The organism is Pseudomonas sp. SDO52101_S400 (assembly GCF_054071635.1).
The window spans coordinates 1-26,686 of record NZ_JBSVWF010000005.1; the positions used below are offsets into that span (position 1 = coordinate 1).

20 protein-coding genes, 1 other RNA gene and 1 pseudogene are annotated in these 26,686 nt (G+C 58.8%); 9 read left to right on the forward strand and 13 right to left on the reverse strand.

The window, feature by feature from the left end; genetic code table 11:
• Positions 1-61: 61 nt before the first annotated feature.
• The 3 genes from ACW9HX_RS03270 (at position 62) to ACW9HX_RS03280 (ending at position 2,203) form a co-directional block, all read left to right on the forward strand.
• Positions 62-1,435 (forward strand): DUF1329 domain-containing protein, encoded by a 1,374-nt coding sequence (locus ACW9HX_RS03270; protein WP_457379487.1) that lies wholly within the window; start codon positions 62-64, stop codon positions 1,433-1,435.
• A 94-nt stretch (positions 1,436-1,529) separates the two neighbouring features.
• Positions 1,530-1,775, forward strand: a complete 246-nt coding sequence (locus ACW9HX_RS03275) for a FitA-like ribbon-helix-helix domain-containing protein (protein WP_248738370.1) — start codon at positions 1,530-1,532, stop codon at positions 1,773-1,775.
• Positions 1,772-2,203: a PIN domain-containing protein gene (locus ACW9HX_RS03280; protein ID WP_457379488.1), complete on the forward strand. Its 432-nt coding sequence runs from the start codon at positions 1,772-1,774 to the stop codon at positions 2,201-2,203. The genes ACW9HX_RS03275 and ACW9HX_RS03280 overlap by 4 nt, the downstream gene beginning before the upstream one ends.
• Positions 2,204-2,299: 96 nt before the next feature.
• Here ACW9HX_RS03280 and ACW9HX_RS03285 read toward each other — a convergent pair whose 3' ends face one another.
• Positions 2,300-3,163, reverse strand: coding sequence for a methyl-accepting chemotaxis protein (locus ACW9HX_RS03285; protein WP_457379586.1), 864 nt, complete (start codon positions 3,161-3,163; stop codon positions 2,300-2,302).
• A pseudogene (locus ACW9HX_RS03290) lies at positions 3,158-4,219 on the reverse strand (methyl-accepting chemotaxis protein); the annotation flags it as partial. The gene ACW9HX_RS03285 and the pseudogene ACW9HX_RS03290, both read right to left, overlap by 6 nt.
• A 253-nt stretch (positions 4,220-4,472) precedes the next feature.
• Between ACW9HX_RS03290 and pmrG the strand changes: the two are divergent.
• Together pmrG and ACW9HX_RS03300 are read left to right on the forward strand one after the other, a co-directional pair.
• Positions 4,473-5,144, forward strand: a complete 672-nt coding sequence (pmrG, locus tag ACW9HX_RS03295) for a lipopolysaccharide core heptose(II)-phosphate phosphatase PmrG (RefSeq protein WP_457379489.1) — start codon at positions 4,473-4,475, stop codon at positions 5,142-5,144.
• On the forward strand, positions 5,141-5,962 hold the full coding sequence (locus ACW9HX_RS03300; RefSeq protein WP_457379490.1) for a phosphatase PAP2 family protein: 822 nt from the start codon (positions 5,141-5,143) through the stop codon (positions 5,960-5,962). Before pmrG ends, ACW9HX_RS03300 begins: the two co-directional genes overlap by 4 nt.
• Positions 5,963-6,026: 64 nt before the next feature.
• Here ACW9HX_RS03300 and ACW9HX_RS03305 read toward each other — a convergent pair whose 3' ends face one another.
• The 4 genes from ACW9HX_RS03305 to ACW9HX_RS03320 all read right to left on the reverse strand — a co-directional run bounded on the left by ACW9HX_RS03305 (position 6,027) and on the right by ACW9HX_RS03320 (position 9,819).
• Positions 6,027-7,502, reverse strand: coding sequence for an ArnT family glycosyltransferase (locus ACW9HX_RS03305; RefSeq protein ID WP_457379491.1), 1,476 nt, complete (start codon positions 7,500-7,502; stop codon positions 6,027-6,029).
• 30 nt (positions 7,503-7,532) lie between these two features.
• Positions 7,533-8,120, reverse strand: a complete 588-nt coding sequence (gene rimJ, locus ACW9HX_RS03310) for a ribosomal protein S5-alanine N-acetyltransferase (RefSeq protein WP_457379492.1) — start codon at positions 8,118-8,120, stop codon at positions 7,533-7,535.
• A gap of 236 nt (positions 8,121-8,356) precedes the next feature.
• Positions 8,357-8,722: a DUF6124 family protein gene (locus ACW9HX_RS03315; protein ID WP_457379493.1), complete on the reverse strand. Its 366-nt coding sequence runs from the start codon at positions 8,720-8,722 to the stop codon at positions 8,357-8,359.
• A gap of 350 nt (positions 8,723-9,072) precedes the next feature.
• The gene (locus ACW9HX_RS03320) at positions 9,073-9,819 is read right to left on the reverse strand and encodes a hypothetical protein (RefSeq protein ID WP_457379494.1); all 747 of its coding nucleotides are present in this window, start codon (positions 9,817-9,819) and stop codon (positions 9,073-9,075) included.
• 393 nt (positions 9,820-10,212) lie between these two features.
• Between ACW9HX_RS03320 and ACW9HX_RS03325 the strand changes: the two genes are divergently transcribed.
• The 4 genes from ACW9HX_RS03325 to ACW9HX_RS03340 are packed head-to-tail and all read left to right on the forward strand — an operon-like array spanning position 10,213 to position 17,787.
• Positions 10,213-12,198, forward strand: coding sequence for a type I restriction-modification system subunit M (locus tag ACW9HX_RS03325; protein ID WP_457379495.1), 1,986 nt, complete (start codon positions 10,213-10,215; stop codon positions 12,196-12,198).
• Positions 12,195-13,649 carry a restriction endonuclease subunit S gene (locus ACW9HX_RS03330; protein ID WP_457379496.1) on the forward strand — a complete coding sequence of 485 codons (1,455 nt, stop codon included), beginning with the start codon at positions 12,195-12,197 and terminating at the stop codon, positions 13,647-13,649. Before ACW9HX_RS03325 ends, ACW9HX_RS03330 begins: the two co-directional genes overlap by 4 nt.
• Positions 13,649-16,849 carry a type I restriction endonuclease subunit R gene (locus ACW9HX_RS03335; protein WP_457379497.1) on the forward strand — a complete coding sequence of 1,067 codons (3,201 nt, stop codon included), beginning with the start codon at positions 13,649-13,651 and terminating at the stop codon, positions 16,847-16,849. The genes ACW9HX_RS03330 and ACW9HX_RS03335 overlap by 1 nt, the downstream gene beginning before the upstream one ends.
• Positions 16,850-16,875: 26 nt before the next feature.
• Positions 16,876-17,787 carry a restriction endonuclease gene (locus ACW9HX_RS03340; RefSeq protein ID WP_457379498.1) on the forward strand — a complete coding sequence of 304 codons (912 nt, stop codon included), beginning with the start codon at positions 16,876-16,878 and terminating at the stop codon, positions 17,785-17,787.
• Positions 17,788-18,088: 301 nt separating this feature from the next.
• On the opposite strand, the gene ssrA is transcribed toward ACW9HX_RS03340, so the two are convergent.
• From ssrA to ACW9HX_RS03375, 7 genes are all read right to left on the reverse strand, one after another.
• Positions 18,089-18,478, reverse strand: a transfer-messenger RNA (tmRNA) gene (gene ssrA, locus ACW9HX_RS03345).
• Positions 18,479-18,573: 95 nt separating this feature from the next.
• On the reverse strand, positions 18,574-18,852 hold the full coding sequence (locus ACW9HX_RS03350) for a hypothetical protein (protein WP_102619387.1): 279 nt from the start codon (positions 18,850-18,852) through the stop codon (positions 18,574-18,576).
• 127 nt (positions 18,853-18,979) lie between these two features.
• On the reverse strand, positions 18,980-21,802 hold the full coding sequence (locus ACW9HX_RS03355; RefSeq protein WP_457379499.1) for an FAD-binding and (Fe-S)-binding domain-containing protein: 2,823 nt from the start codon (positions 21,800-21,802) through the stop codon (positions 18,980-18,982).
• Positions 21,799-22,470 carry a LutC/YkgG family protein gene (locus ACW9HX_RS03360; RefSeq protein WP_457379500.1) on the reverse strand — a complete coding sequence of 224 codons (672 nt, stop codon included), beginning with the start codon at positions 22,468-22,470 and terminating at the stop codon, positions 21,799-21,801. The genes ACW9HX_RS03355 and ACW9HX_RS03360 overlap by 4 nt, the downstream gene beginning before the upstream one ends.
• On the reverse strand, positions 22,470-23,924 hold the full coding sequence (locus tag ACW9HX_RS03365; protein ID WP_457379501.1) for a LutB/LldF family L-lactate oxidation iron-sulfur protein: 1,455 nt from the start codon (positions 23,922-23,924) through the stop codon (positions 22,470-22,472). Before ACW9HX_RS03365 ends, ACW9HX_RS03360 begins: the two co-directional genes overlap by 1 nt.
• On the reverse strand, positions 23,921-24,745 hold the full coding sequence (locus ACW9HX_RS03370; RefSeq protein ID WP_039769136.1) for a (Fe-S)-binding protein: 825 nt from the start codon (positions 24,743-24,745) through the stop codon (positions 23,921-23,923). The genes ACW9HX_RS03365 and ACW9HX_RS03370 overlap by 4 nt, the downstream gene beginning before the upstream one ends.
• A 162-nt stretch (positions 24,746-24,907) precedes the next feature.
• Positions 24,908-26,602 carry a lactate permease LctP family transporter gene (locus ACW9HX_RS03375; RefSeq protein WP_457379502.1) on the reverse strand — a complete coding sequence of 565 codons (1,695 nt, stop codon included), beginning with the start codon at positions 26,600-26,602 and terminating at the stop codon, positions 24,908-24,910.
• Positions 26,603-26,686 lie beyond the last annotated feature (84 nt).

Genomic DNA, 26,686 nt, shown 5'->3' on the forward strand with positions numbered 1-26,686 from the left:
TTCGCGAGCAAGCCCGCTCCCACTGGCGATACGCGGCGTCTTGTCACTTCGGAGAACGATCATGTTTCAAGCTGCACGACTGACCCAAATCACACTGGCGCTGCTTTTGAGCCTCACCGCCGCCAGCACCCTGGCCGCCATCTCGCCCCAGCAAGCCGAACAACTGAAAACCACGCTGACCCCCATGGGCGCCGAGCGCGCCGGCAACGCGGCCGGCACCATCCCGGCCTGGACCGGCGGCATCACCCAGGCACCGGCCGGCTACAAACCCGGCCAACATCACCTTGATCCGTACGCGGCGGACAAACCGCTGTTCACCATCACCAAGGCCAATCTCGACCAATACAAGGCGCATCTCAGCCCCGGTCAGATCGCCCTGTTCAACAGCTATCCCGACACCTTCCAGATGCCGGTCTACCCTTCGCGTCGATCCGGCTCCGCACCGCAGTGGCTGTATGACAACACCCTGAAAAATGCGACCTCGGCCAAGTTGCTGGAGGGCGGCAGCGGATTCGCCGATGCCTATGGCGGCGTGCCGTTTCCGGTGCCCAAGGACGGGGTCGAAGTGTTGTGGAATCACATCACTCGCTATCGCGGTATCTACGTTGTTCGTCGCGCCTCCGAAGCACCGGTACAACGCAACGGAAGTTTCGCGCTGGTGACTTCGCAGCAGGAAGGTTTCTTCAACTACTACCGCCCGGGCGGCCAGTTCGCCGACCTGAAAAACATCCTGTTCTACTACCTCGCCTTCGTGAAAAGCCCGGCGCGTCTGGCCGGTGGCGCAGCGCTGGTTCACGAAACCCTGGACCAGCTCAAGGATGCCCGCCAGGCCTGGATCTATGACGCCGGCCAACGCCGCGTCCGCCGCGCACCGAACCTGGCGTACGACACGCCGATCGCATCCTCCGATGGCCTGCGCACCGCAGACGACACCGACCTGTTCAACGGCTCGCCGGACCGCTTCGACTGGAAGCTCAAGGGCAAGCAAGAGATCTACATTCCCTACAACAACTACAAAGTCGGCAGCCCCGACGTGAAATACGCCCAACTCCTGACCCCCGGCCACCTCAACCCGCAATACACCCGCTACGAGCTGCACCGGGTCTGGGTGGTCGAAGGCACGCTCAAGCCGGGCGCGCGGCATATCTATTCCAAACGCGTACTGTTCCTCGACGAAGACAGCTGGGGCGCCGCCCTGGTGGATCAATACGACGGGCGAGGGGAGCTGTGGCGCGTGTCGATGGCCTACCTGAAAAACTTCTACGACCTGCCCACCACCTGGAGCGCACTCGACGTTTTCCACGACTTGCAGGCCCGTCGGTACTACGTGCAGAACCTGGATAACGAAGAGGCCTCGACCGTCGACTTCTCGCAACCGGTGCCGGAGGATTCGTATTTCATGCCGTCGGCGTTGCGGCAGCGGGGGACGCGCTGAACAGGTAAATCGGCCGTTCGGCAGTTTTTCAAGTTTCAGCAAGAACCAGTGTGCTAGCCTGCAATCAATGATTTCATTGATTGCAGGAGGCATCATGGCCAGCATCACCATTCGAAACCTTGATGAAAAGCTCAAGGAGCAGTTGCGGATCACTGCCGCTCACAACGGACACTCCATGGAAGAAGAGGCTCGTCTGATACTCGGCCGGGCCTTGGCAACAGTTGATCGTGCCGGAGGTCTTGGAAGTCGGATACGTAATAGGTTCAGTGCTGTCGGCGGAGTGGATCTTGATCTGCCTGAGCGTTCAGAGAAAGCTGCCGGGGTGGATTTTTCTGAATGATAGTGCTCGATACCAACGTTCTTTCAGAGTTTATGCGCGTTGAACCTGAGACCCGGGTGCTTACCTGGGTTGATGCTCAACCCTCGATGGATTTGGCAATCAGCGCGATAACGGTGGCAGAAATACTCCACGGAATCGCGCGGCTTCCCTCGGGAAAGCGCAAACAAAATCTTGAAGCCCTTGCCATGGCGATGTTCGAAGAGGACTTCGCCGGACGAATTTTGCCCTTCGATGCGCATGCCGCCGTCGAATACGCGACACTGGTTGCAGATTGCGAGTCAAAGGGGAGAGCCGCATCGATGGCGGATGCGCAGATAGCAGCCATCTGTCGGACTCATGGAGTGCCGATTGCTACTCGCAATGTGAAGGACTTTGAGTTCAGCGGGGTAGAGGTAATCAACCCTTGGGTGACCGGAGCGATGGCGTAGTCGTTTTTAACACTCAAAAAAAGCCCGCGTCCGAAGTGATGATGAATCATTTCAGGCGCGGGCTTTTTGTTGTGAGTTGCTATTCGACGCTGAACATCAGACGCGGAAATGGCTCACCATCTGCTGCAACTGCCCACCCAACCGCGCGAGTTCAACACTCGACTTGGCCGTTTCATCACTCGCCGCCGCCGTCTGTTCCGACACGTCGCGGACGTTGATGATGCTGCGGCTGATTTCTTCGGCCACGGCGCTTTGCTGTTCGGCGGCAGCGGCGATCTGTTGGTTCATCGACTGGATGTTCGACACCGTGCGGGTGATGTTTTCCAGGGAATCGCCGGCCTTGCGGGTCAGGGCGACGCTGCTGTCGGTCAGGGCGCGGCTGTTGTTCATCACGGCGGCAACTTGCTGAGTGCCGTTCTGCAGACCGGCCACCAGACCTTCGATTTCCTCGGTGGATTTCTGGGTGCGCTGGGCCAGGCCACGGACTTCGTCGGCGACCACGGCAAAACCGCGACCGGCTTCACCGGCACGGGCGGCTTCGATGGCGGCGTTGAGGGCCAGCAGGTTGGTCTGTTCGGCGACGGCCTTGATCACGTCCATGACGCTGCCGATCTTGTCGCTTTCCTGTTGCAGCACGCTCATGGCTTCGGTGGAACGCACCACTTCGCTGGCCAGACGCTCGATCTGGGCGATGGCTTCGTTCACGACCTTGTCGCCTTCGCGGGCTTCGCCGTCAGCGGCGGCTGCGGCTTGCGAGGCTTCTTCGGCGTTGCGCGCGACTTCCTGCACGGTGGCAGTCATTTCGTGCATGGCGGTGGCCACCTGATCGGTCTCGATCTTCTGGCTGTTGACGCCGGCGCTGGTTTGCTCGGTGACGGCCGACAGTTCTTCGGCAGCACTGGCGATCTGGGTCACGCCGTCGCGGATGCCGCTGATCAGGTCACGCAGAGTCACGCCCATGCGCGCGATGCCTTGTTGCAGCACGCCGAGTTCGTCGCGGCGAGTAACGATCACGTTGTGGCTCAGGTCGCCGCTGGCGATGCGGTCGACCACGGCCATGGTTTCCTGCAGCGGGCGGGTGATCTGGCGGGTGATGATGAAGGCAGCGATGACGCCCACCAGCAAGGCCAGCAGGGTGCTGATCAGTTGCAGGGTGCGGGCCTGAGCGCTTTCCACGTCACGACGGTCGAGCTGGATCTGATACATCTGCTCGCTCAGGGTCACGATGGTGGCGCCCTGATCGGTCATTTCCTTGCGTGCCTGCACCGCCTCGGTGTTGGCGTTCTTGTAAGCCTGCAACGCGCTGCGGTAGTTGGTCAGCGCGGTTTCCAGCTGACGCAGGGCGTCTTGCTGAGTGTCGGCGAAGTGCGCGTTCAGTTGCTTGAGGCTGGCAATGGCCACGTCCAGCTGTCCGACGGCTTTCTGCTCGGTCTCGGCGTTGGTGGTGGCGGTGTAGCCGCGCACTTCATAGCGCGCCAGGATGAAGGCTTCCTTGGCGGCGGTAATGGCCTGGAACTGCTCGAAACGCTGTTCGCTCATGGCCATCTGCTGGACGCGGGTGCTGATCGATTCGATCAGGTTGTACGCGGTCTCGGCATTGACGCTCATGGTGTCGCGCGCCGTGTTGCCGGTGCGGTAGGCGTTGCGCATCTTGTTCAGGGACGTCTGGTACTCGGCGATGGTCGCCGCCTGCGCCTTGAGCAACTTGACGTTTTCCGGGCTCTTGAATTTGCCGATCAGCGCCTGCTGTTGCGCAGCGAAGCCGTCGAGAGTGGTCTGCACGTTCTGCGCGGCGGTTTCATCGCCGTTGGTCAGCATGTATTGCAGGCGCACCACGCGCAGCTTGGTCAGGCCAGAGTTGAGCTGGGTGATGTCACTCATCCAGTTGCTGCGGTCAATCAGGCCGCCCAGGCTGGTCCAGCCGGTCAGGGCCAGAATGCAGGTCAGGGCCAGGACGAGACCGAATCCCAGCCCCAGTTTGAGGTTCACGCTGATGTTGCCGAACCAGCTATTCATCACAATTCCTCCAGAAACGTTGTGCTTCTTGATCGTCGGTTAGGCTGGAAGATTGTTGTTTTTTTGAGCCAGCAAGGGTGTTAGCAGGACTGTATCGGCCGCAAATCCCGGAGCTGAAAGGATTTTGTCCGACGGAATTTGTAACAAGGGATCCCAAGACTTTTTTCACATGAGTTTCACCGGGCGCCCACGGGGGCGTCTGTACCTTCGCCGCATCAAATGACAGTGATATAGGCTGGCGAGGCGAATTTTTGTGGAATTGAGACTGAGTCTGTTCGGCGTCAAACGCTCGATCGATTTGAGTGGTTTGGCCCGTTTTCGAAACCTCGGGGTCGTACTGGCGGCCTCGGCGCTGGTGATTCCGTTGACCTTGTGGCTGCTGGCTCCGGCGGCGGTGCCAGACCTCGCTCACGGCAATGTGGCCGGCGCGCAGGCATTGGCGACCGGTTGGGCCAAGGGCGACATGATCGTGCTGGTGCGTCATGTCGAGCGCTGCGATCACTCCAAGGCCGCATGCCTGAGCGGCAATGACGGCATCACCGATCGTTCGCGCAGTGTCGCGGTCGCCGTCGGCGCGCAATTCGAGCGCCTGGGCCTGAACCATGCCGACATCTATAACAGCCCGATGACGCGCACCGTGCAGACCGCCGGTTACATGTTCAACCGGGCGACGACCGGTGAAGACTGGTTGATCAGTTGCAAGGGCCGCATGTTGCAGGACGCGCTCGCGCACAAGGTGCCGGGGCGTAACCTGATCCTGGTCACTCACAGCGAATGCATGGCGCAGATGGAGAAAGACCTCAAGGTCCCGGCCTCTACCCTTGGCTATGGTTCTTCACTGTTCGTTTCCGCTGCCAGCCCGGCGGCTCCAAAAATGCTCGGCTTCATCGAGGCCTCTGACTGGCGCACGGTGACCACCCGATGACTTCTCGCTTTTACGCTTACAACTTCGGCATCCCGCTGTTTTGTGCGGCGGTGGTGTTTCTGATGTTCGACATGACGAACATCGACATCGCCTTCAGCAACCTGCTGTTCGATCCGCTGACCAATACCTTCCCGCTCGACAAGATTCACTTCTTTGAAAAGCTGACCCACAAGTGGGCGCGGATCATTCCGAACTGGACCGCTGAAATCGCGCTGATCGGCGCGATGCTGTCGGTGATCTGGCCGTTGGTCAATCCGCAGAAGCGCCCGGGCCTCGCCGGGTTTCTGGAACGCTGCAAAGTGGCGCCGGTGCTGCGTTTTACCGCTGACCATCGCCGGGATTTTCTGTTTGTGGTGGTGGCCTTCGCGGTGTGTACCGGCGTGATTCACTTCCTCAAGGCCCACACCAGCGTTTACTGCCCGATCGAAACGACGCTGTACGGCGGCAAAATGGCTCACATCGAGTGGTACAGCAATTTCCAGCTGTTCCATGAAGCCGGTGACGGTCGTTGCTGGCCGGGCGGACATGCGTCCGGCGGTTTCACCATGCTGGCGCTGTATTTTGTCGCGCGTCGGTATCAGTGGCGATTCTCCAGCGCCTTGTTGTGGGGATCGCTGTTGCTCGGTTTCGTCTACGGCACCACGCGGGTCCTGCAGGGCTGGCACTACATGTCCCACACGTTCTGGGCCGGTATCTTTGTCTGGCTGGCGTGTTTGCTGACGGCGCTGGCGTTTTATGGACGGGCGCGTCTGGAGTTGCCGGTGCTGAGCAAGCGTGAGCGGCAGGTCTTCAGTGCTCAGCCTGAGGCTGCTCTCTGAAGCATCGCGATTGAAATGAAAAAACCGCCATGACCGGCGGTTTTTTTGTTGGTGCATCGCTGTATCAATAGCCTACGAAGTAGTACGCCTGGCGCCCGACCATCATGACCTTGAGCACCTTCAGCGGTGCGGCGGGTTCGCTGTCCCCTGACATCACCGCGATGTTGGAAGGCGAGGCACTGAGGAAGTCCTTTAATTGCGCATCGGTGTCCAGGCCCTTGAGGACGCTCTGGGTGTAGAACACGCTGGCGCCGCCGACCCGTTCGTTGGCCTGGAACAGTGCGACCTGATGGCCGCTGGCTTGCAGCGACTGGATGTGTTGGGTCAATGGCAGGAATGACAATTCCTTGTCTGCGTTTGGCAGTGCCCATTGCGCGGCGCCGAGGTAGCTGGCGATCACCACGGTCAGGATACCGGTCGCCAGTGCCTGACGATGACGGGCGATCCATCCGACAAACCCGCTGTTACGGTCCTTCAACCTGTCGAACAGTACGCCTGCATATTCCGCCGCAATCACCGCCGCCGCCGGTGTCATCGACATCAGGTACACCGTGCGTTTACTCGACGCCAGGGTCAGCATGATGAACTGCGCAACGATCCACAGGCTGAAAAACAGCAGGTAACGATTGGCCTTCAATTGTTTGCGGAAATGCCACAGCCCCAGGTACACCAGAATGTTCCAGGGCAGGAACGCTTCGGGCAGTTTGGCGATGTAGTAATAAAACGGTTCGTAGTGCCCAGCCTCTACGAACGACCCGCTGAAACGCCCGACGCTGTTAGTCAGCAGTACTTCTCTGACTGCCTGAGCGCCGCCGTGCTGATAGAGCACCGCGAGCCAGATCAGCAGCGGGATCAACCCGAGCGCTGTCAACAAACCGGGCCGCAACCACTCGGTCAGTTTGAAGCGCCTGTCCATCAGGTTGTCGGCCAGCAGGTAAGCAAAAATCACCACCCCCGGCATCGCCAGACCGAGCACGCCTTTGCTCAACGTGGCGATCGCGATCCCGACCACAAACAGCAGCGAATTGCCGAGGGTCGACGCTCGTTGCGCCTGGAAGAACGCCAACAGTGCCGTGGTCACGCCGAGCGCGAGCAAGGCATCCTCGCCAACCCCGCGCACGTTGCTCCAGTAACTGGCCATGGTTGCCAGCAGAATCCCCGCCGTCCACGCAATCGCTTTCGGTCGCCCGAAGCGCCGCAGCATGCCGTACAGAATCATCACGCTGAGCAGACCGGCCACCGCCGACGCCAGCCGCACCGCCCATGGAGAAACACCGAACACGCGCATGGCGCCGGCGTCCAGCCACAGACTCAGGGGCGGTTTTTCCAGAAACGGTTCGCCGAACAGACGGGGCGTCACCCAGTCATCGTCCAGATGCATCTCCATGGCGATGCCAGCGACGCGGGCCTCGGTGGAGCCTTGCAATTGATGGTTACCCAGCGCGAAGAAAAACAGCAGGGCGGCAAGCAGGAACAGGGAAGTGGCGGCACGCGACGACATAGGTTTCAGATAACCGGAAGGGGCGAGAGGCGTGAGCATACTTCGCCAATGCTTAACAAATTGTGAAACTCACGCAAGACGCCGCGACCAGCGCTGATCCGGTGCTTCGAATGCCGGATTGACCAGTGCCGTCAGCACATGGTCTTGCCAGCGTCCGGCAATGTTCAGATAAGCCTTGGCGTAGCCTTCTTTCTCGAACCCAAGGCGCTCAAGTAGCCGCGCACTACGTTCATTGCCGGGAATGTAATTGGCCATGATCCGGTGCAGGTTCTGGGTCTCGAACATGTAGGCGATCGCGGATTCCAGCGCCTCCTGCATCAGGCCCTGACCCTGATGGGCTGCATCGATGTGATAACCCAGATAACACGCCTGGAATGCGCCACGAATGATCCCGCTGAAATTGCACGCACCGATCATTTGCTGACCGTCCGGAGTCAGCAGCGCCATGTGCACCGCCAGCCCGGCATCGAAAGCGCTGGCCTGGACTTCGAGACGTCGGCGGATCTGTTCGGTGGAGAAGTAATCGGTGGTGCGAATCGGTGACCACGGGGCGAGATGGCGCAGGTTGCGTTGATAGAAATCGCTTTCCAGAGGCGCCTGATCCGGATCGAGCACCGCGAGCGTCAGGCGTTGGCAGGGCAGGGTCAACAGCGGCATTGGGGGCTCCGGGGATCGGGGTTGATCGCCAGAATTGCGCGGTGGGCTGCAAAACACAAACGCGTGGCCAAAACCCGGGCAAAAAAAAGCCCGCAGGAGAGCGGGCGAACCGTAGTTTCTTGAATGAGCGAGCGGACTTTACAGCTTTGGCGAAAGCGGAGCAGTGAAGAAAAATTCATCTCGCTGCACCTTAGCTCAAGACGCCAGGCCCCCTGATTTCGGCTCTTTCAAGAGGGTCAGTGGCAGATAACCGGCTTCGAATCGGCCGCCTGCTGCAATGGATCAAGCTTGTTCAGGGCGCTGCTGACCAGCATCTCCGCCAACCCCGCCAACTGATGCATCGCAACGATCCGCGCACGTTGCACCTCATCCGGTCGATGGACCAGATCATGCGCCATCATATTGAGTGCCGCGAGATTCTGGCTGGCGTGGGTCAACAGAGTGACCAGGTCGGCGTCGGGGCGCACGCTGAAGATCTGATCAACTGGAAGAAGCCGGGAATTGCGCCTGCGGGCAACGGTAATTGGCCGTTCGGAAGTCGAGATCGTCCTGGACTCGGCAACCGGGGAATTTTCGGATGGATCGGGGGTGTCTTTTTTCATGACCGGACTCCATGTGAGGGGTGATCCTTGCGCTGCGGCGGGGTAGTGCCGTTCACCTGTTTGTTGCGAGGGGTGGAGGGTAACCGGGTGGGGGCGGGGGGACTAGTTCATGGAAGTCGACGCGGGTTGAGGGAAATTTCCTAGGATGTTGACGGGGAGGATCGGAGCTTGCTCTTCGGATATGAATTTCCAGATGCGACAAGGCCCGTACTGGGCAGGCCTTGTCGTTGAAGAGGCAATTGAACTGATTAGGGAAGCCCCAATAAACATTGGCTTATCGTGGCTTTAAAGAACTCGGTATACAGATGGGTATACACAAAGCATTTTGTTTGCCCTCATAAGCTCGCGCATCAGTTGGGTTTCTTCGAAGCAGGTTCCTTCACTCGTAACTCTGTTTCACGGATGATCCGGCCTTTGACTCCATCTACTTTAAGTACCTTGGTGCCCATCAGGAGAAAGGTGGATTTGCTATCCGCGAGGATCAAGTAGCCAGTGAGCCTTTCGCCTTTATCAGTTATGACTGTATGAATATCATCCAGTCCTTTAGGCACTTCCTGATGCGTATATTCAGCGAAGTCTTTCAAGCCCATGTCTGCGCCATTCTGAACGCCTATTCCAGGAGCAAAAGAGATGAGCAGTAACGAGAAACCGATCCAGCTCGATAAGCCAATGATGACGCCTTCCTTCAGTCGTTTTGTGATGAGTAAAAGGAACAACGCGGATACGCAGATGTAAGCAGCAGCTAGTAGGCCAGGACCTAGCAAGGGTAATCGATGTGTGACGGACAAAGCGCCCGACAATATGTTTATGTATCCGTAAAGCAGCAGGGTAGGTGTGCCAAGGGTTAGCTCGTTCGTATCAATGCCAAACTGCTCGTAGTAACCGACCAGCAGCGAATATCCGATGATTAATAGAGCTGCCTGTGACACAACCGCCCCGTAAATCAAAAGCTTGAAAGCGAGCTCCGTGTTGACCTTCGGTTGATCCACCGGAGGCGCTGTTTCGGTCGCCACCGAGCAATCCCTCCCTAGGGGTAGCGTAAGATTGACGGGTGACATCAACTCAACCTTGATCCTCTTTTCCTTGTTCCAGAACACGGCAAATCCTTTGTTATTGGCAGACACGCGACGATACGCAGCCATTGGGATAGTTGCCAATGGTGAGGGTTACATTTTTGACCCGTGTACTCTGGCGATTGACGCGGTGTACAGGGTCGGAAAACCGCAAGGCTTCGGAAGTGAGACGCCTCTCAGCTTGCTGAATTTCAATGTTGAAATTTTAAGAATCTGGAAGCAGGTACCTCAATGTAAGGAAACGGCTCTTCCGGTGTTCGTGGGGGCCGGTGCACGGGTGTATACGCTTGAGCGATTAAGTCCCAGCGTTTGACTCGGGTTGCGATCCTTACGTCCTGATCGCTAAAGCACACGCTCCGGATGAGCCTCCTCTGGTGATAGACTTGCGATTTTGCCCGTACTCCGAGGAATTATTGCGTGAACACGGAAAATCATTCCCAGACGGCCGCGTTTCTATGGTCCATTGCCGATCTGCTGCGCGGTGACTTCAAGCAGTCCCAGTACGGTCGCATCATCCTGCCGTTCACCCTGCTACGCCGTATGGAATGCGTTCTGGCGCCCACCAAGGATGCCGTGATTCGCGAGTCCTACGCTCAGGAAGGCCGCCCGGATACCGTGCGCGAGATGTATATGCTGCGCGCCGCAGGCGGACTGCAGTTCTTCAATAGCTCCAAGCTAACTCTGGAAAGCCTGTCCGACACCCAGACTGCCGCCGACCTGATGAGCTACGTGCAGGCGTTCAGCAAGGATGCCCGCGAGATCTTCGAGCACTTCCACTTTGAGGATTTCGTCCAACAGCTGGAAACCGCCAACCTGCTGTATCAGGTGGTGCAACGTTTCGCTGCCACTGATCTCAGTCCTGAGCGCATCAGCAACTTCGGTATGGGCATCATCTTCGAGGAGCTGATTCGCAAGTTTGCGGAAAGCTCCAACGAAACAGCCGGGGAGCATTTCACTCCGCGCGATATCGTGCACCTGACTACCTCGCTGGTGATCACCGGGCAGGACGGGAAGCTCGCGCCCAACAACATCGTCACCATCTACGACCCAACCGCCGGCACCGGCGGCTTTCTGTCTGAGGGTGATGAGTACATCCAGTCCATCAGCGAAAATGTCAGCGTGTCGCTGCACGGCCAGGAGCTCAACCCCGAGTCCTACGCCATCTGCAAGGCCGATATGCTGATCAAGGGCCAGAAGGTCGAGAACATAAAGCTCGGCAATACCCTGTCCAACGACCAACTGACCGGCCCTGAACATCACTTCGACTTTATGCTCAGCAACCCGCCGTTCGGCGTGGAATGGAAAAAGGTGCAGAAGCAGATCACCGACGAGCACAGCCACAAGGGCTTCGACGGTCGTTTCGGCCCCGGCCTGCCGCGTGTGTCCGATGGCTCGCTTCTGTTCCTCCTGCACCTGGTTAGCAAGATGCGTGACCCGCGCGACGGTGGCTCGCGCATCGGCATCATCCTCAACGGCTCGCCGCTGTTTACCGGCGGTGCGGGTTCGGGTGAGTCGGAGATTCGCCGCTACCTGCTGCAGAATGATCTGGTTGAAGCCATCATCGCGCTGCCCACCGACATGTTCTACAACACCGGCATCGCTACCTATGTGTGGATACTCAGCAACCACAAGACCGCTGCGCGCCAGGGTAAGGTGCAGTTGATCGATGGCAGCCAGCACTACGCCAAAATGCGCAAGTCGCTGGGCAGCAAACGCCAGTACATCACCGAGGATCAAATCAGCGAGCTGGTGCGCCTGTATGGCAGCTTCGAGCAAACCGCACAGAGCAAAATCTTCCCCATCGACGCCTTCGGATACCGCCGTATCACCGTCGAGCGCCCGCTGCGGCTGAACTTCCAAACCAGCGCCGAGCGCATCGCTAAAGTGCTGGAAGAAAAAGCCCTGCAGAAGCTCGACAGCGCCGCCCTGCAGCAGCTGCAAGCCGCCCTGCAAGCAATGGACGCCAGCGTATTGCACCGCAACCGCGAGCAGTTCAGCAAGCTGCTGAAAAAAGTCCTCACCGCGCACAGCGTCAGCCTCAGCACGCCGGAACTGAAAGCCCTGATGAGCGCCCTGAGCGAGCGTGATTCAGAGGCGGATATCTGCACCACCAAGGGCCAGCCGGAAGCGGACACTGGCCTGCGCGACAACGAGAATGTGCCGCTGGGCGAGTCGGTGTACGACTACTTCCAGCGCGAAGTCATCCCCCATGTCTCGGATGCCTGGATCGACGAGAGCAAAACCGATGCGCAGGATGGTGAGGTCGGCATTGTCGGTTTCGAGATTCCCTTTAACCGCCATTTCTATGTGTTTCAACCACCGCGCCCGTTGGCCGAGATCGATAGCGACTTGAAAGCCTGCACTGACCGCATCAAGCAGATGATTGAGGGGCTGTCGGCATGACAAGTTTGTCGGGAGAATATTTGTACAACGGCGTAGCCATTGACCCGTGGGGCGAGGGCAGGGAAAACCTGAGTGCGGTTCTGAAGTATCCGGTGTACAAGGATTCCGGGGTGGAGTGGCTAGGCGAGGTACCAGAGCATTGGAAGTTGATGCCTATAAAGCATCTCGCATTACTCAATCCGAGGAAGTCAGGTTTCGCTGGTGATACTAAGCAGCTATGCAGCTTTGTGCCCATGGAGAAGCTGAAAACTGGTGTTGTTCAGCTGGACGAAGAGCGCCCCATCGAAGAGGTTATTGGCGGCTACACCTATTTCGAGGACGGAGACGTACTTCAGGCCAAGGTCACTCCTTGCTTCGAGAACATGAATGTTGCGATTGCCAAGGGGTTGACTAATGGAATTGGGTTTGGCTCCAGCGAAATCAACGTACTCAGACCCTATAAGGGTGTTAATACGGAGTATCTTTTTTACCGCGTGCAAGAAGGCAGCTATATGAACTTTTGCACGTCTAGCATGATCGGTGCTGGGGGGCTTAAGCGGGTGCCCACTGATGTGATTAATAACTTCAAGATCGCAGCGCCCGAGTTATTCGAGCAAACTAAAATCGCCCGCTTCCTCGACCACGAAACCGCCCGTATAGACGCGCTAATTGAAGAGCAGAAACTTCTGATCGAACTGCTCAAAGAAAAGCGCCAGGCCGTGATTTTCCGCGCCGTCACCAAAGGCCTCGACCCTACGGTGCTGATGAAAGACTCCGGCGTGGAGTGGCTAGGCGAGGTGCCGGCGCATTGGGATGTGAAGGCTTTGCGTTATCTGGGTGAGTGCCAAAACGGTATTAACATTGGAGGAGAGGCTTTCGGGTCGGGCTCCCCTTTTGTAAGTTATGGCGATGTGTATAAGAACGACGTGTTACCTGCTGAAGTTACGGGGCTTGTTCAATCATCACCTGAAGACCGGCAACGTTACTCGATTGAGTACGGAGATGTGCTTTTCACCCGGACATCGGAAACAGTTGAAGAGATAGGCTTCAGTGCTACCTGCCTTCAAGAGCTTCCAAATGCTGTTTTCGCTGGATTCCTCATTCGATTCAGGCCGACAGGGACGTCTCTAATGCCTGGGTTCTCGAAATATTATTTCCGTAACCAAGGACTACGTATTTTCTTCAACAAGGAAATGAATTTGGTTACCAGAGCGTCTTTAAGTCAGGACTTATTGAAGCTGCTGCCTGTAACCCTTCCGCCGATAGTTGAGCAAATAAAAATCTCTGACTTTTTAGAAAAAGTCACTGCGGAATTCGCTTCTTTACTGGAGCAAGGAATCAAGGCTATTGATCTGCTAAAAGAACGCCGCTCCGCCCTCATCTCCGCCGCCGTCACCGGAAAAATCGACGTGCGCGGCTGGCAGCCACCGACCAGCGCGCCAACTCCAGAATTAGAACAAGAGGCCATGTAATGGCGGACAGCAAGGAAGCTCAGTTTCAACGCGACATTATCGACGCCTTGGCCGCCCAAGGCTGGCTAGTCGGCACCGCCAGCGGCTACGACCGGCGCACCGCGCTGTATACCGAAGACGTGCTGGGCTACTTCAAGGATGCCTGGCCGGAGCGTTGGGACAAGTTCGCCAAGGCTAACCCGAATGACCCGGATGGCGTGCTGGTGCAAAAGCTGGTCCGCGAGCTTGAGCAGAGCGGCACCCTGGATGTGCTGCGCCATGGTTTCAAACTACCGGCAGTCAAGGTGGAGCTGTGCAGCTTCCAGCCCGACCACGGCATGAACCCGGATACCCTCAAACGCTACCAGTGCAACCGCCTGCGCGTGGTGCCGGAGGTGTCCTACTCGCCGCATGCGCGTGAGGCTGGCAGCAGTGGGCAAAGCTACAACCCACGGCTGGATCTGGTGCTGTTCGTCAACGGCATCCCCACCGCCACGCTGGAGCTGAAAAGCGACTTCAAGCAGTCGGTGGAAAACGCCAAGCGCCAGTACCGCCAAGACCGCCCGGTCAAAGACCCGCTCACGCGCAAGCCCGAGCCGCTGCTGACCTTCAAGCGTGGCGCGCTGGTGCACTTTGCCGTAGGTCAGAACGAGGTGGCGATGACCACCAAGCTGGCAGGTAAAGACACCTTCTTCCTACCGTTTAATCTCGGCAGCGAGGAAGGCGGCGCGGGCAATCCGATACCTGAGGACGACAGCCAATACTCCACTAGCTACTTATGGCAACGCCTGCTGCAGCCGGATGCGTGGCTAAAAGTGTTGGGTCGCTTTCTGCACTTGGACAAGAAAACCAGTGAAAGCTTCGATGGAACGCTGGTGACCAAGGAGACGATGATCTTCCCGCGTTATCACCAATGGGAAGTGGTCAATAAGCTAATCGATACCACCCGCACCGAAGGGCCGGGCAAGCGCTATTTGATCCAGCACAGCGCCGGCTCGGGCAAGTCCAACTCCATCGCCTGGACGGCGCATCAACTGGCCTCGCTGTACGACGATGCCGGCCAACGGTTGTTCAACTCGGTGATCGTGATTACCGACCGCACCGTGTTGGATAAGCAGCTGCAGGACACCATCTACCAGTTCGAGCATGCCCAAGGCGTGGTCAAGCAGATCAATCGTGAAACCAGCAACCAGAGTAAATCCGAACAACTGGCCGAAGCACTGGCCGAGCAGACGCGCATCATCATCGTCACGATTCAGACGTTCCCGGCGTTGTTCGACGCGCTGGATAAATACCCCAAGCTCGCCAGCGGGCGCTATGCGGTAATCGCCGACGAGGCGCATTCCTCGCAAACCGGCTCATCGGCCAGCAAGCTGAAGCAGATTCTTGGCAGCGATGCCCTGGAAGGGGAAGAAGTCAGCGCCGAAGAGCTGCTCGACGCCGCCGTGCAGGCGCGTCAACCGAATGAGCGCATCAGCTACTACGCCTTTACCGCCACGCCCAAGGCCAAGACCTTGGAGCTATTCGGGCGCCCGGCCGACCCGACGCTGCCAGCCAGCTCAAGCAATAAGCCGGAGGCGTTTCACCTGTACTCCATGCGCCAGGCCATTGAGGAAGGTTTTATCCTCGACGTGCTGCGCAACTACACCACCTACAGCACCGCCTGGAAGATCGCCCACCCGGATGGCGAAGACGACGAAGTGGACAGCAAAAAGGCGCGCATCAAGCTGGCACGCTGGGTGCGCCTGCACCCGTACAACATTAGCCAAAAGGTCGAAGTGATCGTCGAGCACTTCCGCGCCAATATCCGTGGCCTGCTGGGGGGGCAGGCAAAGGCGATGGTGGTGACTACTAGCCGCCAGGAAGCCGTGCGCTACCAGTTGGCGATGAAGGCTTACGTGCAGCAGATGGGTTACAGCGATGTGCACCCGCTGGTGGCGTTCTCCGGTAGCGTGTTACCGGATGAGGTGATCCCCGAAGAAGTGACGGAAAACAGTAACCTGCTCAACGCTGGCCTCAATGGCCGGGACTTGGCGGACGCCTTCGACACCCAAGACTTCAACGTGATGATCGCCGCTAACAAGTACCAGACCGGCTTCGATCAGCCCAAGCTGTGCGCCATGTACGTGGACAAGAAGCTGCAAGGCGTGGACTGTGTACAAACCTTGTCGCGGCTGAACCGCACTTTCGGTGATAGCAAGCAAACCTTCATCCTCGACTTTTTCAACGAGCCGCAGGACATTCTTGACGCCTTCTTGCCTTACTACACCAAGGCCGAACTGACCGATGTGACTGATCCGCAGATCATTTATGACCTGCAGAAGACGCTGGATGCAGAGGGAATTTATCACTGGCAGGAGGTCGAAGCGTTCGCCATGGCCTTCTTCGACCCCAAGGCGGCGGCCAGCAAGCTCAGCTACTACTGCGCCCCGGCTAGAGAGCGCTTTGCCAAGCGTTATGCTTTCTCGATCGAATCGCGCGAGCAGGCGCTGGATTACAAGCGCACCGCCGAAGCCAACGGCGACAGCGCCGGCCTGAAAAAGGCCGAGCACGCGCTGAAAGAGGCTGGCGAGCAAATTGATCAGCTCGACCTGTTCCGCAAGAACCTGCAGAGCTTTGTGCGCCTGTATGAGTTCCTCTCCCAGATCGTGCCTTATGAGGACCGCGAGCTAGAGCAGCTGTGTGTGTACGCCAAGCACCTACACCCGCTGCTACGCGTGGATCGTCTGCAACAAGACGACGTGGACGTGGGCGAACTGCAGCTGAGCCACTACCGCCTGAGCAAGCGCGCCGAGCATCAATTGCGGCTGAGCGAAGAACACGGTGAATACACCCTCAAGCCCGGCAGCGATGTAGGCAGCGGTAAGCCCCACGACCCGGAGAAAAAGCTCCTGTCGGAAATCATCGAGGCGCTGAACGATATCTTCGGTGCCGAGGTGGGGGACGACGACCAACTGCAGTTCCTCACCGGTATCGCCCAGCGCATCAGCCGCCAAGAAGACGTGATGGCTCAAGTGAACAATCACTCGGTTGAGCAAGTGATGCACGGTCTTTTCCCCAAGCGCGTCCTCGATACAGTGTTGGATGCCATGACCGACCACGAGAAGCTGTCGCTGGAGGTACTGGATAACGAGACCAAGAGCCGTGCGTTTGCGCTGGTGATTTTGAAGATGCTGAAGACGGTGGCCGGGCTCGATAAGGGCGGCTCGCGCGGCATCTAAGCGGCCAATAATGTTGGGGAGTGATGATGGCAATTCCGGATTTTCAAAGCGTCATGCGACCGGTGCTGGCTACCGTGCAGAACGGTGCATCGCTGTCTCTCAATGAGTTGCGTGAGCGGGTGGCCAACCATTTTCAGTTGACCGAGGACGAGCGTAAGGAGCGGCTGCCCTCCGGCCATCAGACGGTGATCAACAACCGTGTGGGCTGGGCTCGCACCTACTTGAATAAGGCTGGGCTGCTGTGCATTCCCTCCAAGGGCATGGTGCAGATCACTGCGCGTGGCCGGGACGCTTTGGTCAGTGGCCCCGAGCGCATCACTGTGAGCTGGCTGAAGCAGTTTCCCGAGTTCGCGAACTTTCATACCGCCAAGCCGCAAACACCTGACGCACCTGCCGAGTTGGGCATTGAGACTGCCGAAACTACGCCGGACGAGCAGTTGGCCGAGGCGCATCAGGCGCTTGTGCAGTCCCTCGCAGACGAGTTGCTGGCGCAGGTCCGGGCAGCGACACCCAGCTTCTTTGAGCAGTTGGTGGTCGATCTGATGATTGCCATGGGGTACGGCGGTTCGCGCAAGGAAGCTGGTAAGGCGACCCAGGCGACCAACGATGACGGCATCGACGGCATTATCAAGGAGGACAAGCTCGGCCTCGACGTGATCTACCTGCAAGCCAAACGCTGGACGAACACGGTACATCGGCCGGAGATCGACAAGTTCATCGGCGCCCTGACTCGTCAGCGGGCGCGGAAAGGCGTGTTTATTACTACCTCGGATTTTTCCGATGGTGCCCGTACTGCAGCGCAAGGGTTGGACATCAAAGTGGTGCTGATCGATGGTGTTGAGCTGGCGCGGTTGATGGTGGAGAACAACTTGGGCGTGAGCGTTAAGCAGGTGTACGAAGTGAAGCAGCTGGATAGTGATTACTTCGCGGAAGAGTGAGTCACAAACTAGCTGGCCGGCTCACCCAAGTAGGTAGGAACTCGGAGATCACTGTTGTTGTGGCAGTTTTTATCCCTGCCAGGGAGAAGGGCTACCTACGAAACCGCGGCTAGGGCGCTGACTGCCACGATACGAGCGACCCCAACAAAATCAGGTGGACACTGGAAAGGCGACAGCCGCAGATGGGCTTCACGGGCAGACACGCTGTCTAGAGCTGGCATAACACAGCCAAAACAGCCCAGAAAGGCACAAAAAAGGCACTGTAGCTATTCGCTAAGTGCCTGATTTTTTAACGCTTATTTGGTGGAGCCGGGGGGATTTGAACCCCCGTCCGCCAGTACTCCGCTGTCGGTACTACATGCGTAGCCGTGTCTATTAAGTTAACCCTCAGCGACCCGACGGGCAGGGTGCTTTGGGCGAGTTGTGTAAGTTTTAGCCGCTTCGTCCACAACGTACTGCACGGCGATTCTGTTCTATATGACAATCATTTTGGGTTTACAGACATCCCCTGATGATTGCTGGACCCGAAGGTACCAGGAGTGCATGTCAGCTGCAATTAAGCAGCGAGAGCAGCACCGTATTGGTCGTCATTGGCAACTATAAGTAGTTGCAACAGTGGATTTACGACTTCTGTTACCAAGTCGGCATGCACCTAAAGTTTCGCAACCGGCGTCGAATCCTAAACGGCCCCGAGCCTGATGCTCTGTACATCTTAAAGAGCAGCAAGCCTGCGCAGTGTACGCCAATCGGCCGTCAAGGCCAACCCGAAGGTTGGCCGGGCCTGGATCAATTGTTGGTGCCGGTGGATTTGCGCAGTTCCAGAATGGTTTGCTGGGTTTCCGCAACGCAGTCGTCGATCTTGCCCTGGGCCTTGAGCGCTTGTGCCTTCTGCACACTGGCCTCGGCACGCTGACTCAATTCGGGCGACGATGACAGCTGCCCCTTGGCGTTGTTGATGGTCTGGATATTGGTATCGCAAAGGCTGGCAGGCTTGTCAGCGGCAAACGAAGCAGACGCCATCATCGAGGCAGTAACGAACAGACCTAACAGTACAGAACGTTTCATATGAATCTCCTTGAACTGAGGATCCAGACTTCGCTGGCCGTCAGGACGGGCAACCGAGTGGAGGAATAGCCCCGTCAGCGGGGCCTGTTCTGTGGACTACGGTCGCTCGCAAGGGTTCTATTTTTCTTCAGGTGGCGGTTTCGCAGGTTTTGGCCCGGGTCACTCGATCCACCAGATAGACCAGACCGTGGTAGTCGATTCCGCCGTGTTGTGTCAGACCGATCTCACAAGTGCGGCTGGTGGAAATCCCTTCGCTGCAATGCTGCACCGCATCCTTGAGGGTGCGCAGCGAGTGGCTGTTGAGTTCCGGTGTGGTAAAGCCTTTGTCGCCGGCAAAACCACAGCAATGAATGCCTTCCGGGATCACCACGTTCTTGCTGCACTTGCGCGCCAGATCGATCAACGCCTGGCTTTCCCCCAGATGCTGAGTGCTGCACGTTACATGAACGGCAATCGGTGCTTCCTGCGGGGTGAATTCCAGCCGGTCGATCAGATGTGTGCGAATGAAACGGACAGGGTCATACAGATCAAGGCGAAAATTTCCCACATCCTGCACCAGTCGCAAGGTGCAGGGGCTGGTGTCGCAATAGATCGGGTCGAGTCCGCCACGGCTGGCGTGGAGCAATGCGCCGATCAGTTCCTGACGCTTGTGCTCGGCCTGTTCGGCATAGCCCTTGGACGCGAAAGGCTGACCGCAGCAGAGGTTGTCCAGATTGTCCGGGAACACCACCTGATAACCGGCCTTCTCCAGCAGGCCACGGGTTTTGTCGTACAGCGACATCTGCTCCTTGTCGCCCGCTGCAGGTCCCATCACCCGCGATACGCAGGCCGCCAGATACACCACGCGGGGGCGTTCGTCCGAGAGTGTCGGACTGAGGCGAATGGCTCTTTCCGGCTGCGGCATCGCGTTGGTCCACTGCGGTACTTGGCCCTTGGACAAGCGCGTCAGCGTTGCCGAAAGCTTCGCCAGACGTGGAGCCCCCAGCAACATCCGCGCACCGTTGGCCACGTGCAGGGTGACGCGCGCTCCTTGCAGGGTGGTGGCGAAATTTCCTTCGATCCAGTTAGCCGTTTTCGTACTCGTGGCGTTACGGCTGCGCAGCTTCTTCACCAGTTCGCCGGTATTGATTCCTACAGGGCAGCGTTGCGCGCACAAACCGGTCGCGGCGCAGGTGTCGATGCCTTGGTATTCGTAGGCTTCTTCAAGTTCGCGCGTGTCGATTCCGGCACGTTTTTTCGCCTGAATATCTCGCCAAATCACGATGCGCTGGCGCGGGCTCAGGGTCAGGCCTTTCGATGGACAGACCGGCTCGCAGAAACCGCATTCGATGCACTTATCCACAATCTCATCGGCGGCTGGCAGCGGCTTCAGGTGCTTGAGGTGAATCTGCGGATCTTCGCTGAGCACCACGTCCGGATTGAGAATGCCCTGAGGGTCGAGCAGGCGCTTGAGTTGCCACATCAATTGATAGGCATCGCTGCCCCATTCCAGTTCGACAAACGGCGCCATGTTGCGTCCGGTGCCGTGTTCGGCCTTCAGCGAACCGCCGAACTCCACGGCCACCAGTTGCGCCACGTCGTCCATGAACGCCTGATAGCGTGCGACTTCTTCCGGGCTGTTGAAGCCTTGGGTGAAGACGAAGTGCAGATTACCTTCCAGCGCGTGTCCGAAAAGGATCGCTTCGTCGTAGTGATGTTTGTCGAACAGCTCGATCAGGCGATTCACGCCGATCGCCAGTTGTTCCACCGGGAAGGTCACGTCTTCGATGATCACCGTGGTACCGGTTTTGCGCACGGCGCCGACGGCGGGGAAGGTGTCCTTGCGGATCGCCCAGAGGCGGGCGTTCTCGACCGGGTCTTCGGTGAAGTCGACCTGTTTCTCCACCGGGAAGCCGCTGAGCGAGGCCATGATCTGCGCCAGTTGTTCCTGCAGCAACGTGGAGGAGGCGGCGCGGGATTCGATCAGCAGCGCGCAGGCATTGTTCGACAGCTGCTGTACGAAATCCGGCATGCCGGGTTTGTCCTGCACCGAGCGCAAGCTGCGTCGATCCAGCAGTTCCACGGCGGACACCGGTTGGCTTTTCAGCACGGTGACGGCGTTGCAGCAGGTTTCCACGTCGGGGAAAACGATCAGTGCCGAGGCCTTGTTCGGGTGGTCGATCACCGTGTCATAGGTCACCGCGCTGATGAAGCCGAGGGTGCCTTCTGAGCCGACCAGTAAGTGGCTCAGGATATCCACAGGCTCATCGAAATCCACCAGGGCGTTGAGCGACAGGCCAGTGGTATTTTTCAGACGGTATTTGTGGCGGATTCGTGCGGCCAGTTCGGCATTGGCGCGGGTCTCGCGGCCCAATGTCGCCAAGCGTTCCAGCAATTCGCCGTGGCTTGTGCGAAATGCCGCGACGCTGGCGGCGTCTTCGGTGTCCAGGCGTGTACCGTCGGCCAGCACCAGACGAATCCCGGCCAGCGTGTGATAGGTGTTTTGCGCGGTGCCGCAACACATACCGCTGGCGTTGTTGGCAACGATGCCGCCGATCTTGCAGGCGTTGATCGAGGCTGGATCCGGGCCGATCTTGCGCCCGAATGGCGCAAGCCACGCGTTGGCCTGGGCGCCGATCACGCCCGGTTGCAGGCGGATTTGCATGCCTTGGCCGCGAATTTCTCGAGCGTTCCAGTTATCCCCCAGCACGATCAGCACAGAATCGCTGATCGCCTGGCCCGACAGGCTGGTGCCGGCGGCGCGGAAGGTCACCGGGACCTGATCGCGCTGGGCCAGTTTCAGCAGCGCCACCACTTCGTCTTCAGACTCGACGCGAATCACCAGTTGCGGAATCAACCTGTAGAAACTGGCGTCGGTGCCAAAGGCCAGGGTCGACAGCGGATCGTCGAAGCGCCGTTCGGCAGGAATCAGTTGCTGCGCATCGCGCAGGAAAGTCGCCGGTAGGGTCATTGGTCCTCCTGGATCAACACCACCAGGTCTTTCGGACCGTGGGCGCCGTAGGCCAGCACTTGTTCGATGTCGGCAGTTTTCGACGGGCCGGACACCAGCAGCGCGTTGGTCGGCATGCCTTGCGCCCACTCGAATTCCTGTTGGACCTGATAGAAGTTGTCGCGGATCTGGCTGGCCTTGAGCAGGGCGAAATGCACCGGCGGTACCAGGCTCATCAGCCGTGGTTCTTCACGGGTCGGCCACAGAATCAGGCTGCCGGTAGCAGCGATGGCGCCGAGGGTGCCGGTGAGGCTGGCCGGGGTGTCGTTGAACAACTCGGCTTTCCACTCTTCCATAGAGCGGTCGTAGGACTTCAGCGCTGGCAGATCAGGAGTGTTCGCCCAGTGCTGTGTGATGCGCTGTCCGTGAGGCGTAGTCGGTGCGATCAACAGGCTCGGTAACTGGCGGTCGCGCAGCAATTGCGCCAGCAGCGCGGGCCACGCTTCAGCAGACGTCAGGTGAATTTCGGTGTGCACCGCCTCCATCAATTTGCGCAGCTGCGGAATGCGTTGTTCGTCGCTGTAGGTGTAGGGCTGGGTCACCAGATCGACATCGAAGTTGTCGGCAATCGGAGTGGTGCCGGTCAGACTTTTGCGCAGCTTGCCGAGGATGTTTTGCTTGGCGCTCATCAGCGGTCTCCTTGTTTGGCCAGATGTTCGCGAGCCATGTCATGCAGTGAGCGGGCGGCGGGTTTCGGAGCACTGTGATTCTGCGTCCACGGGCCGACATTGTTCGGCGCCAGAGCGCGCAGGCGCGTGGCGCAAAACGCAAACAGCCGATACAAAGTCGGCGAGCTGTTGAGCTTCGCCCAGGCGTTCCAGATAAAGCGTTCCTTGCGCGAATACTTGCTGCCCTGGCCGTGCATCACTTGATGAGGGCTGTCGGGGGCTTTGACGTTTTCTTCGCGCAGACGACGCAGCAACGCGGGGATCGGGATTTTCACCGGGCACACTTCACCGCAGGCGCCGCACAACGAAGACGCACTCGGGTGATCCGGGACTTTCGCCAGGCCGACCATGTGCGGAGTGATGATTTTGCCGATCGGGCCAGGGTAAACCTCGCCGTAGGTATGGCCGCCGACACGGGTGTAGACCGGGCAATGATTCATGCACGCGCCGCAGCGGATGCAGTTCAGGGTCTGGCGCAACTCGCTGTCGGCAAACGCCTGGCTGCGACCGTTGTCGAGCAACACCAGATGCACTTCCTGCGGGCCGTCGAGTTCGTGTTCCTTGCGCGGGCCGGAGATCATGTTGACGTAGGTGGTGATCGGAATGCCCAGCGCCGAGCGGGTCAGCAACGACAGCAGCGGCACCACGTCGCGCAGGTTTTCCACGACCTTTTCGATGCCGGTGACGGCGATGTGTACCGGCGGCACGGTGGTGGTCATGCGCCCGTTGCCTTCGTTTTCCACCAGCAGCAGGGTACCGGTTTCGGCCACGGCGAAGTTGACGCCGGAGACGCCGATGTCCGCTTCGAAGAATTTCTGCCGCAGGACCCTGCGACCGATCTGAATGAGTTGGTCAACGTCCTTGGTGTATTCCACGCCAAGTTTGTTGTGGAACAAGGACGCGACCTGACCGGCATTCTTGTGGATTGCCGGCATGATTATGTGAGAAGGCTTCTCGTGGTCGAGCTGGACGATGTACTCCCCCATGTCGGACTCCAGACATTCAATGTCCCGAGCCTCGAGGAAATGGTTCATCTCCATCTCTTCGCTGACCATCGATTTGCCCTTGATCACTTGCCGCGCCTCGTGAGCGCGGATGATCGAAAGGACGATGCCATTGGCCTCATCCACCGTTTCCGCCCAGTGCACTGTCACACCGTTGCGGGTCAGGTTCTGTTCCAGTTGCTCGAGCAGGTCGGGCAACTTGGAGAGCGCACGCGCCCTGATCGAGTTGCCCAGGGCGCGCAAGTGTTCTCTTTCGTGGGCATCGCTGAAAGCCGCTGCCCGCTTGGTCATCAGTGAATCCATCGCGGTGCGGAAGTTGTTCCGCAACTGCGAATCGCCCAGGGCGTTGTGCGCCCGTGTGCGGAAATCTTCTTCTACGGCAACCGTAGGAATAATCGTGGAAGTGCTCATCGCGCACCTCCGGTTCGTTGCCAGAGAAAGCTCGCCAGGTGTTGCCCGCGCAGCGCTTCCTGCTGTTTTTCCAGCGAGCCGTTGATGTTCATCAAGCAGCCGCAGTCGGCACTGAGTACCTGATGCGCGCCGGACTCCTTCAACGCCCGGGTCTTGTCAGCCACCATCGCGCCGGAAATGTCTGGCATACGGACGCTGAATGTCCCACCGAAGCCACAGCATTCGCTTTCATGGTCGTGATTGACCCGTTCCACGTTGCTCAGCTGCGCCAACAACTCGCGGCCGTGCAGGTGGGTGTTCATTTCCCGTCGCGCCGAACACGAGGTGTGCAGCGCCACTTTGACCGGCTCGCCGCTGTCCTTGAGCTGCACCTTGCAGACGAACAGCAGGAACTCGGCCAGTTCATAGGTTCTCGCCGCGAGGGCCTGAACCTGTTTCAACGTTTCCGGCTCGTCCTTGAACAAGTCGGCGTAATGCTCACGGATCATTCCCGCGCAGGAACCCGACGGCACCACCACCGGATAATCCCCGGCAAACAGCGCCAGTTGCGAGCGCGCTACGGTCCGCGCCTGCTCGGTGTAGCCCGAGGTGTAGGCCGGTTGTCCGCAGCAGCTCTGCCCTTGCGGGTAGTCGACCCGAATGCCTTCGCGCTCCAGCAAGTGGATCGCGTCCATCCCGGCTTCGGGATAAAACAGGTCGACCACGCAGGTGCCGAACAGGTAGACCCGCGACGGTTTCTCGCTCGGGTATTGCCGGGGTTCGGGCAGTGGCGGTGCAACGCGAGTGGCATTGGGCACAGCGTTGTAAAAAAGCTCGCTCATCAGGCGTGTCTCCGGGTGGGCCCGGTTATCCGTCTATTGAGGCTGCCGAATATAGAGCGCGTTGCTTTCAGCAGCCTTACAGACCGGGTTGTGAATTGCTGACGCCGGAATCACGAACCGGCGTCGGTTATTTCCATGTCGCTTGTGGTCTTCTTGTCGTTATCAGTGCACCAGCATGCCGGTGAACCAGTAGGCCTGAGCCAGGGTGATCAGGCCGACAATCGTTGCAAAGAATAGGCTGTGCTTGAGGGTGAAGCGGAACAGATCGGATTCCTTGCCCACCAGCCCGGTCGCGGCGCAGGCCACGGCAATCGACTGTGGCGAAATCATCTTGCCGGTCACGCCGCCGCTGGTATTGGCCGCCACCAGCAAGGTGTCGTTGACCCCGATCTGATGCGCGGTGGTCGCTTGCAGCGAACTGAACAGCGCGTTGGACGAGGTATCTGAACCGGTGAGGAACACACCCAGCCAACCCAGAAACGGCGAGAAGAACGGGAATGCCGCGCCGGTCGCAGCCAGCACCAAGGCCATGGTCGAAGACATACCTGAGTAGTTGGTGACGAAGGCAAACGCCAGCACCATGCCGATCGACAGAATCGGCCAGCGCAGTTCGTAGAAGGTCTCTTTCAATGTGGTAAGACCAATTTTGAAATTGATCTTCAGGATGACCATCGAGATCAGCGCGGAGAAGAAAATCGCTGTGCCGGTGGCGGAAATCGGGTCGAGTTTGAACACCGCCGGGATGGCTGTCGGCGTGGCTACGATCGGCGCAGTCTTGATCACCAGTTGATCCAGGTGCGGGATCGCAAAGTTGAACACCCAGGCGTACATCGAGCCGCCAGCGGCGAACATGGCCTTGAACGGTTTGAGGGTCCAGATGGTGACCAGCACGGTGAGGATCAGGAACGGCGACCAGGCCTTGAAGATTTCCCCGAAGCTGTAGGGCGAAGCGATGGTGGTGCGCTTCTGGCCGAAACCGCCGACGCTGGCAGTGACCGCCACGTTCGAGGTGGCGCCAGCGATCTGTGCGCCCGCAGTGCGTTTTGGCTGCCAGACTTTCAGGAACAGGGTCAGCGAGATCAGGCTGGCCAGGGCCGAGGTGATGTCCGGCAGTTCCGGGCCGATGAAGTTCGAGGTGAAGTACTGGGTCACGGCGAAGCTCAGGCCGGCAACCAGCGCGGCTGGCCAGGTTTCGCGCACGCCGCGCAGGCCGTCCATCATGAACACCAGCCAGAACGGCACGAACAGCGACAGCAGCGGCAGTTGGCGGCCGGTCATGGCGCCGATCTTGAACGCGTCGATGCCGGTGACCTGCCCGGCCACGATGATGGGAATTCCCAATGCGCCGAACGCGACCGGCGCGGTGTTGGCAATCAGGCACAGGCCGGCGGCATACAGCGGGTTGAAGCCCAGTCCTACGAGCAGCGCAGCGGTAATCGCCACCGGTGCGCCGAAACCGGCTGCACCTTCGAGGAAGGCGCCGAAGCAGAAGCCGATCAGCAGCACCTGCAAGCGCTGATCATCGGTGATCGACAGCACCGAACTGCGGATGACTTCGAACTGACCACTCTTGACCGTCAGTTTGTAGAGGAACACCGCCGCGACAATGATCCAGGCAATCGGCCAAAGACCATAGGCGAAACCATACCCGGCGGCGGCGAACGCCATGTCCACCGGCATCTGAAACGCGAAGATCGCCACAAGAATCGCCAGGGCCAGCGTGATGCTGCCGGCGACATGACCTTTGAGGCGGAACACCGCCAGGGCGAGGAAGAAGAACACGATGGGGATGACGGCCGCGAGAGCGGACACGCCGAGACTGCCGAGCGGGCTGTAGAGCTGTTGCCAGGTTTGCATATGGGGTGGCCCCTAATTGTTGTTGGTCAGGCACTGTCAGCGTTCTTGGTTAATTGGTAAGACCAATTTACAATCGCTGTTGGC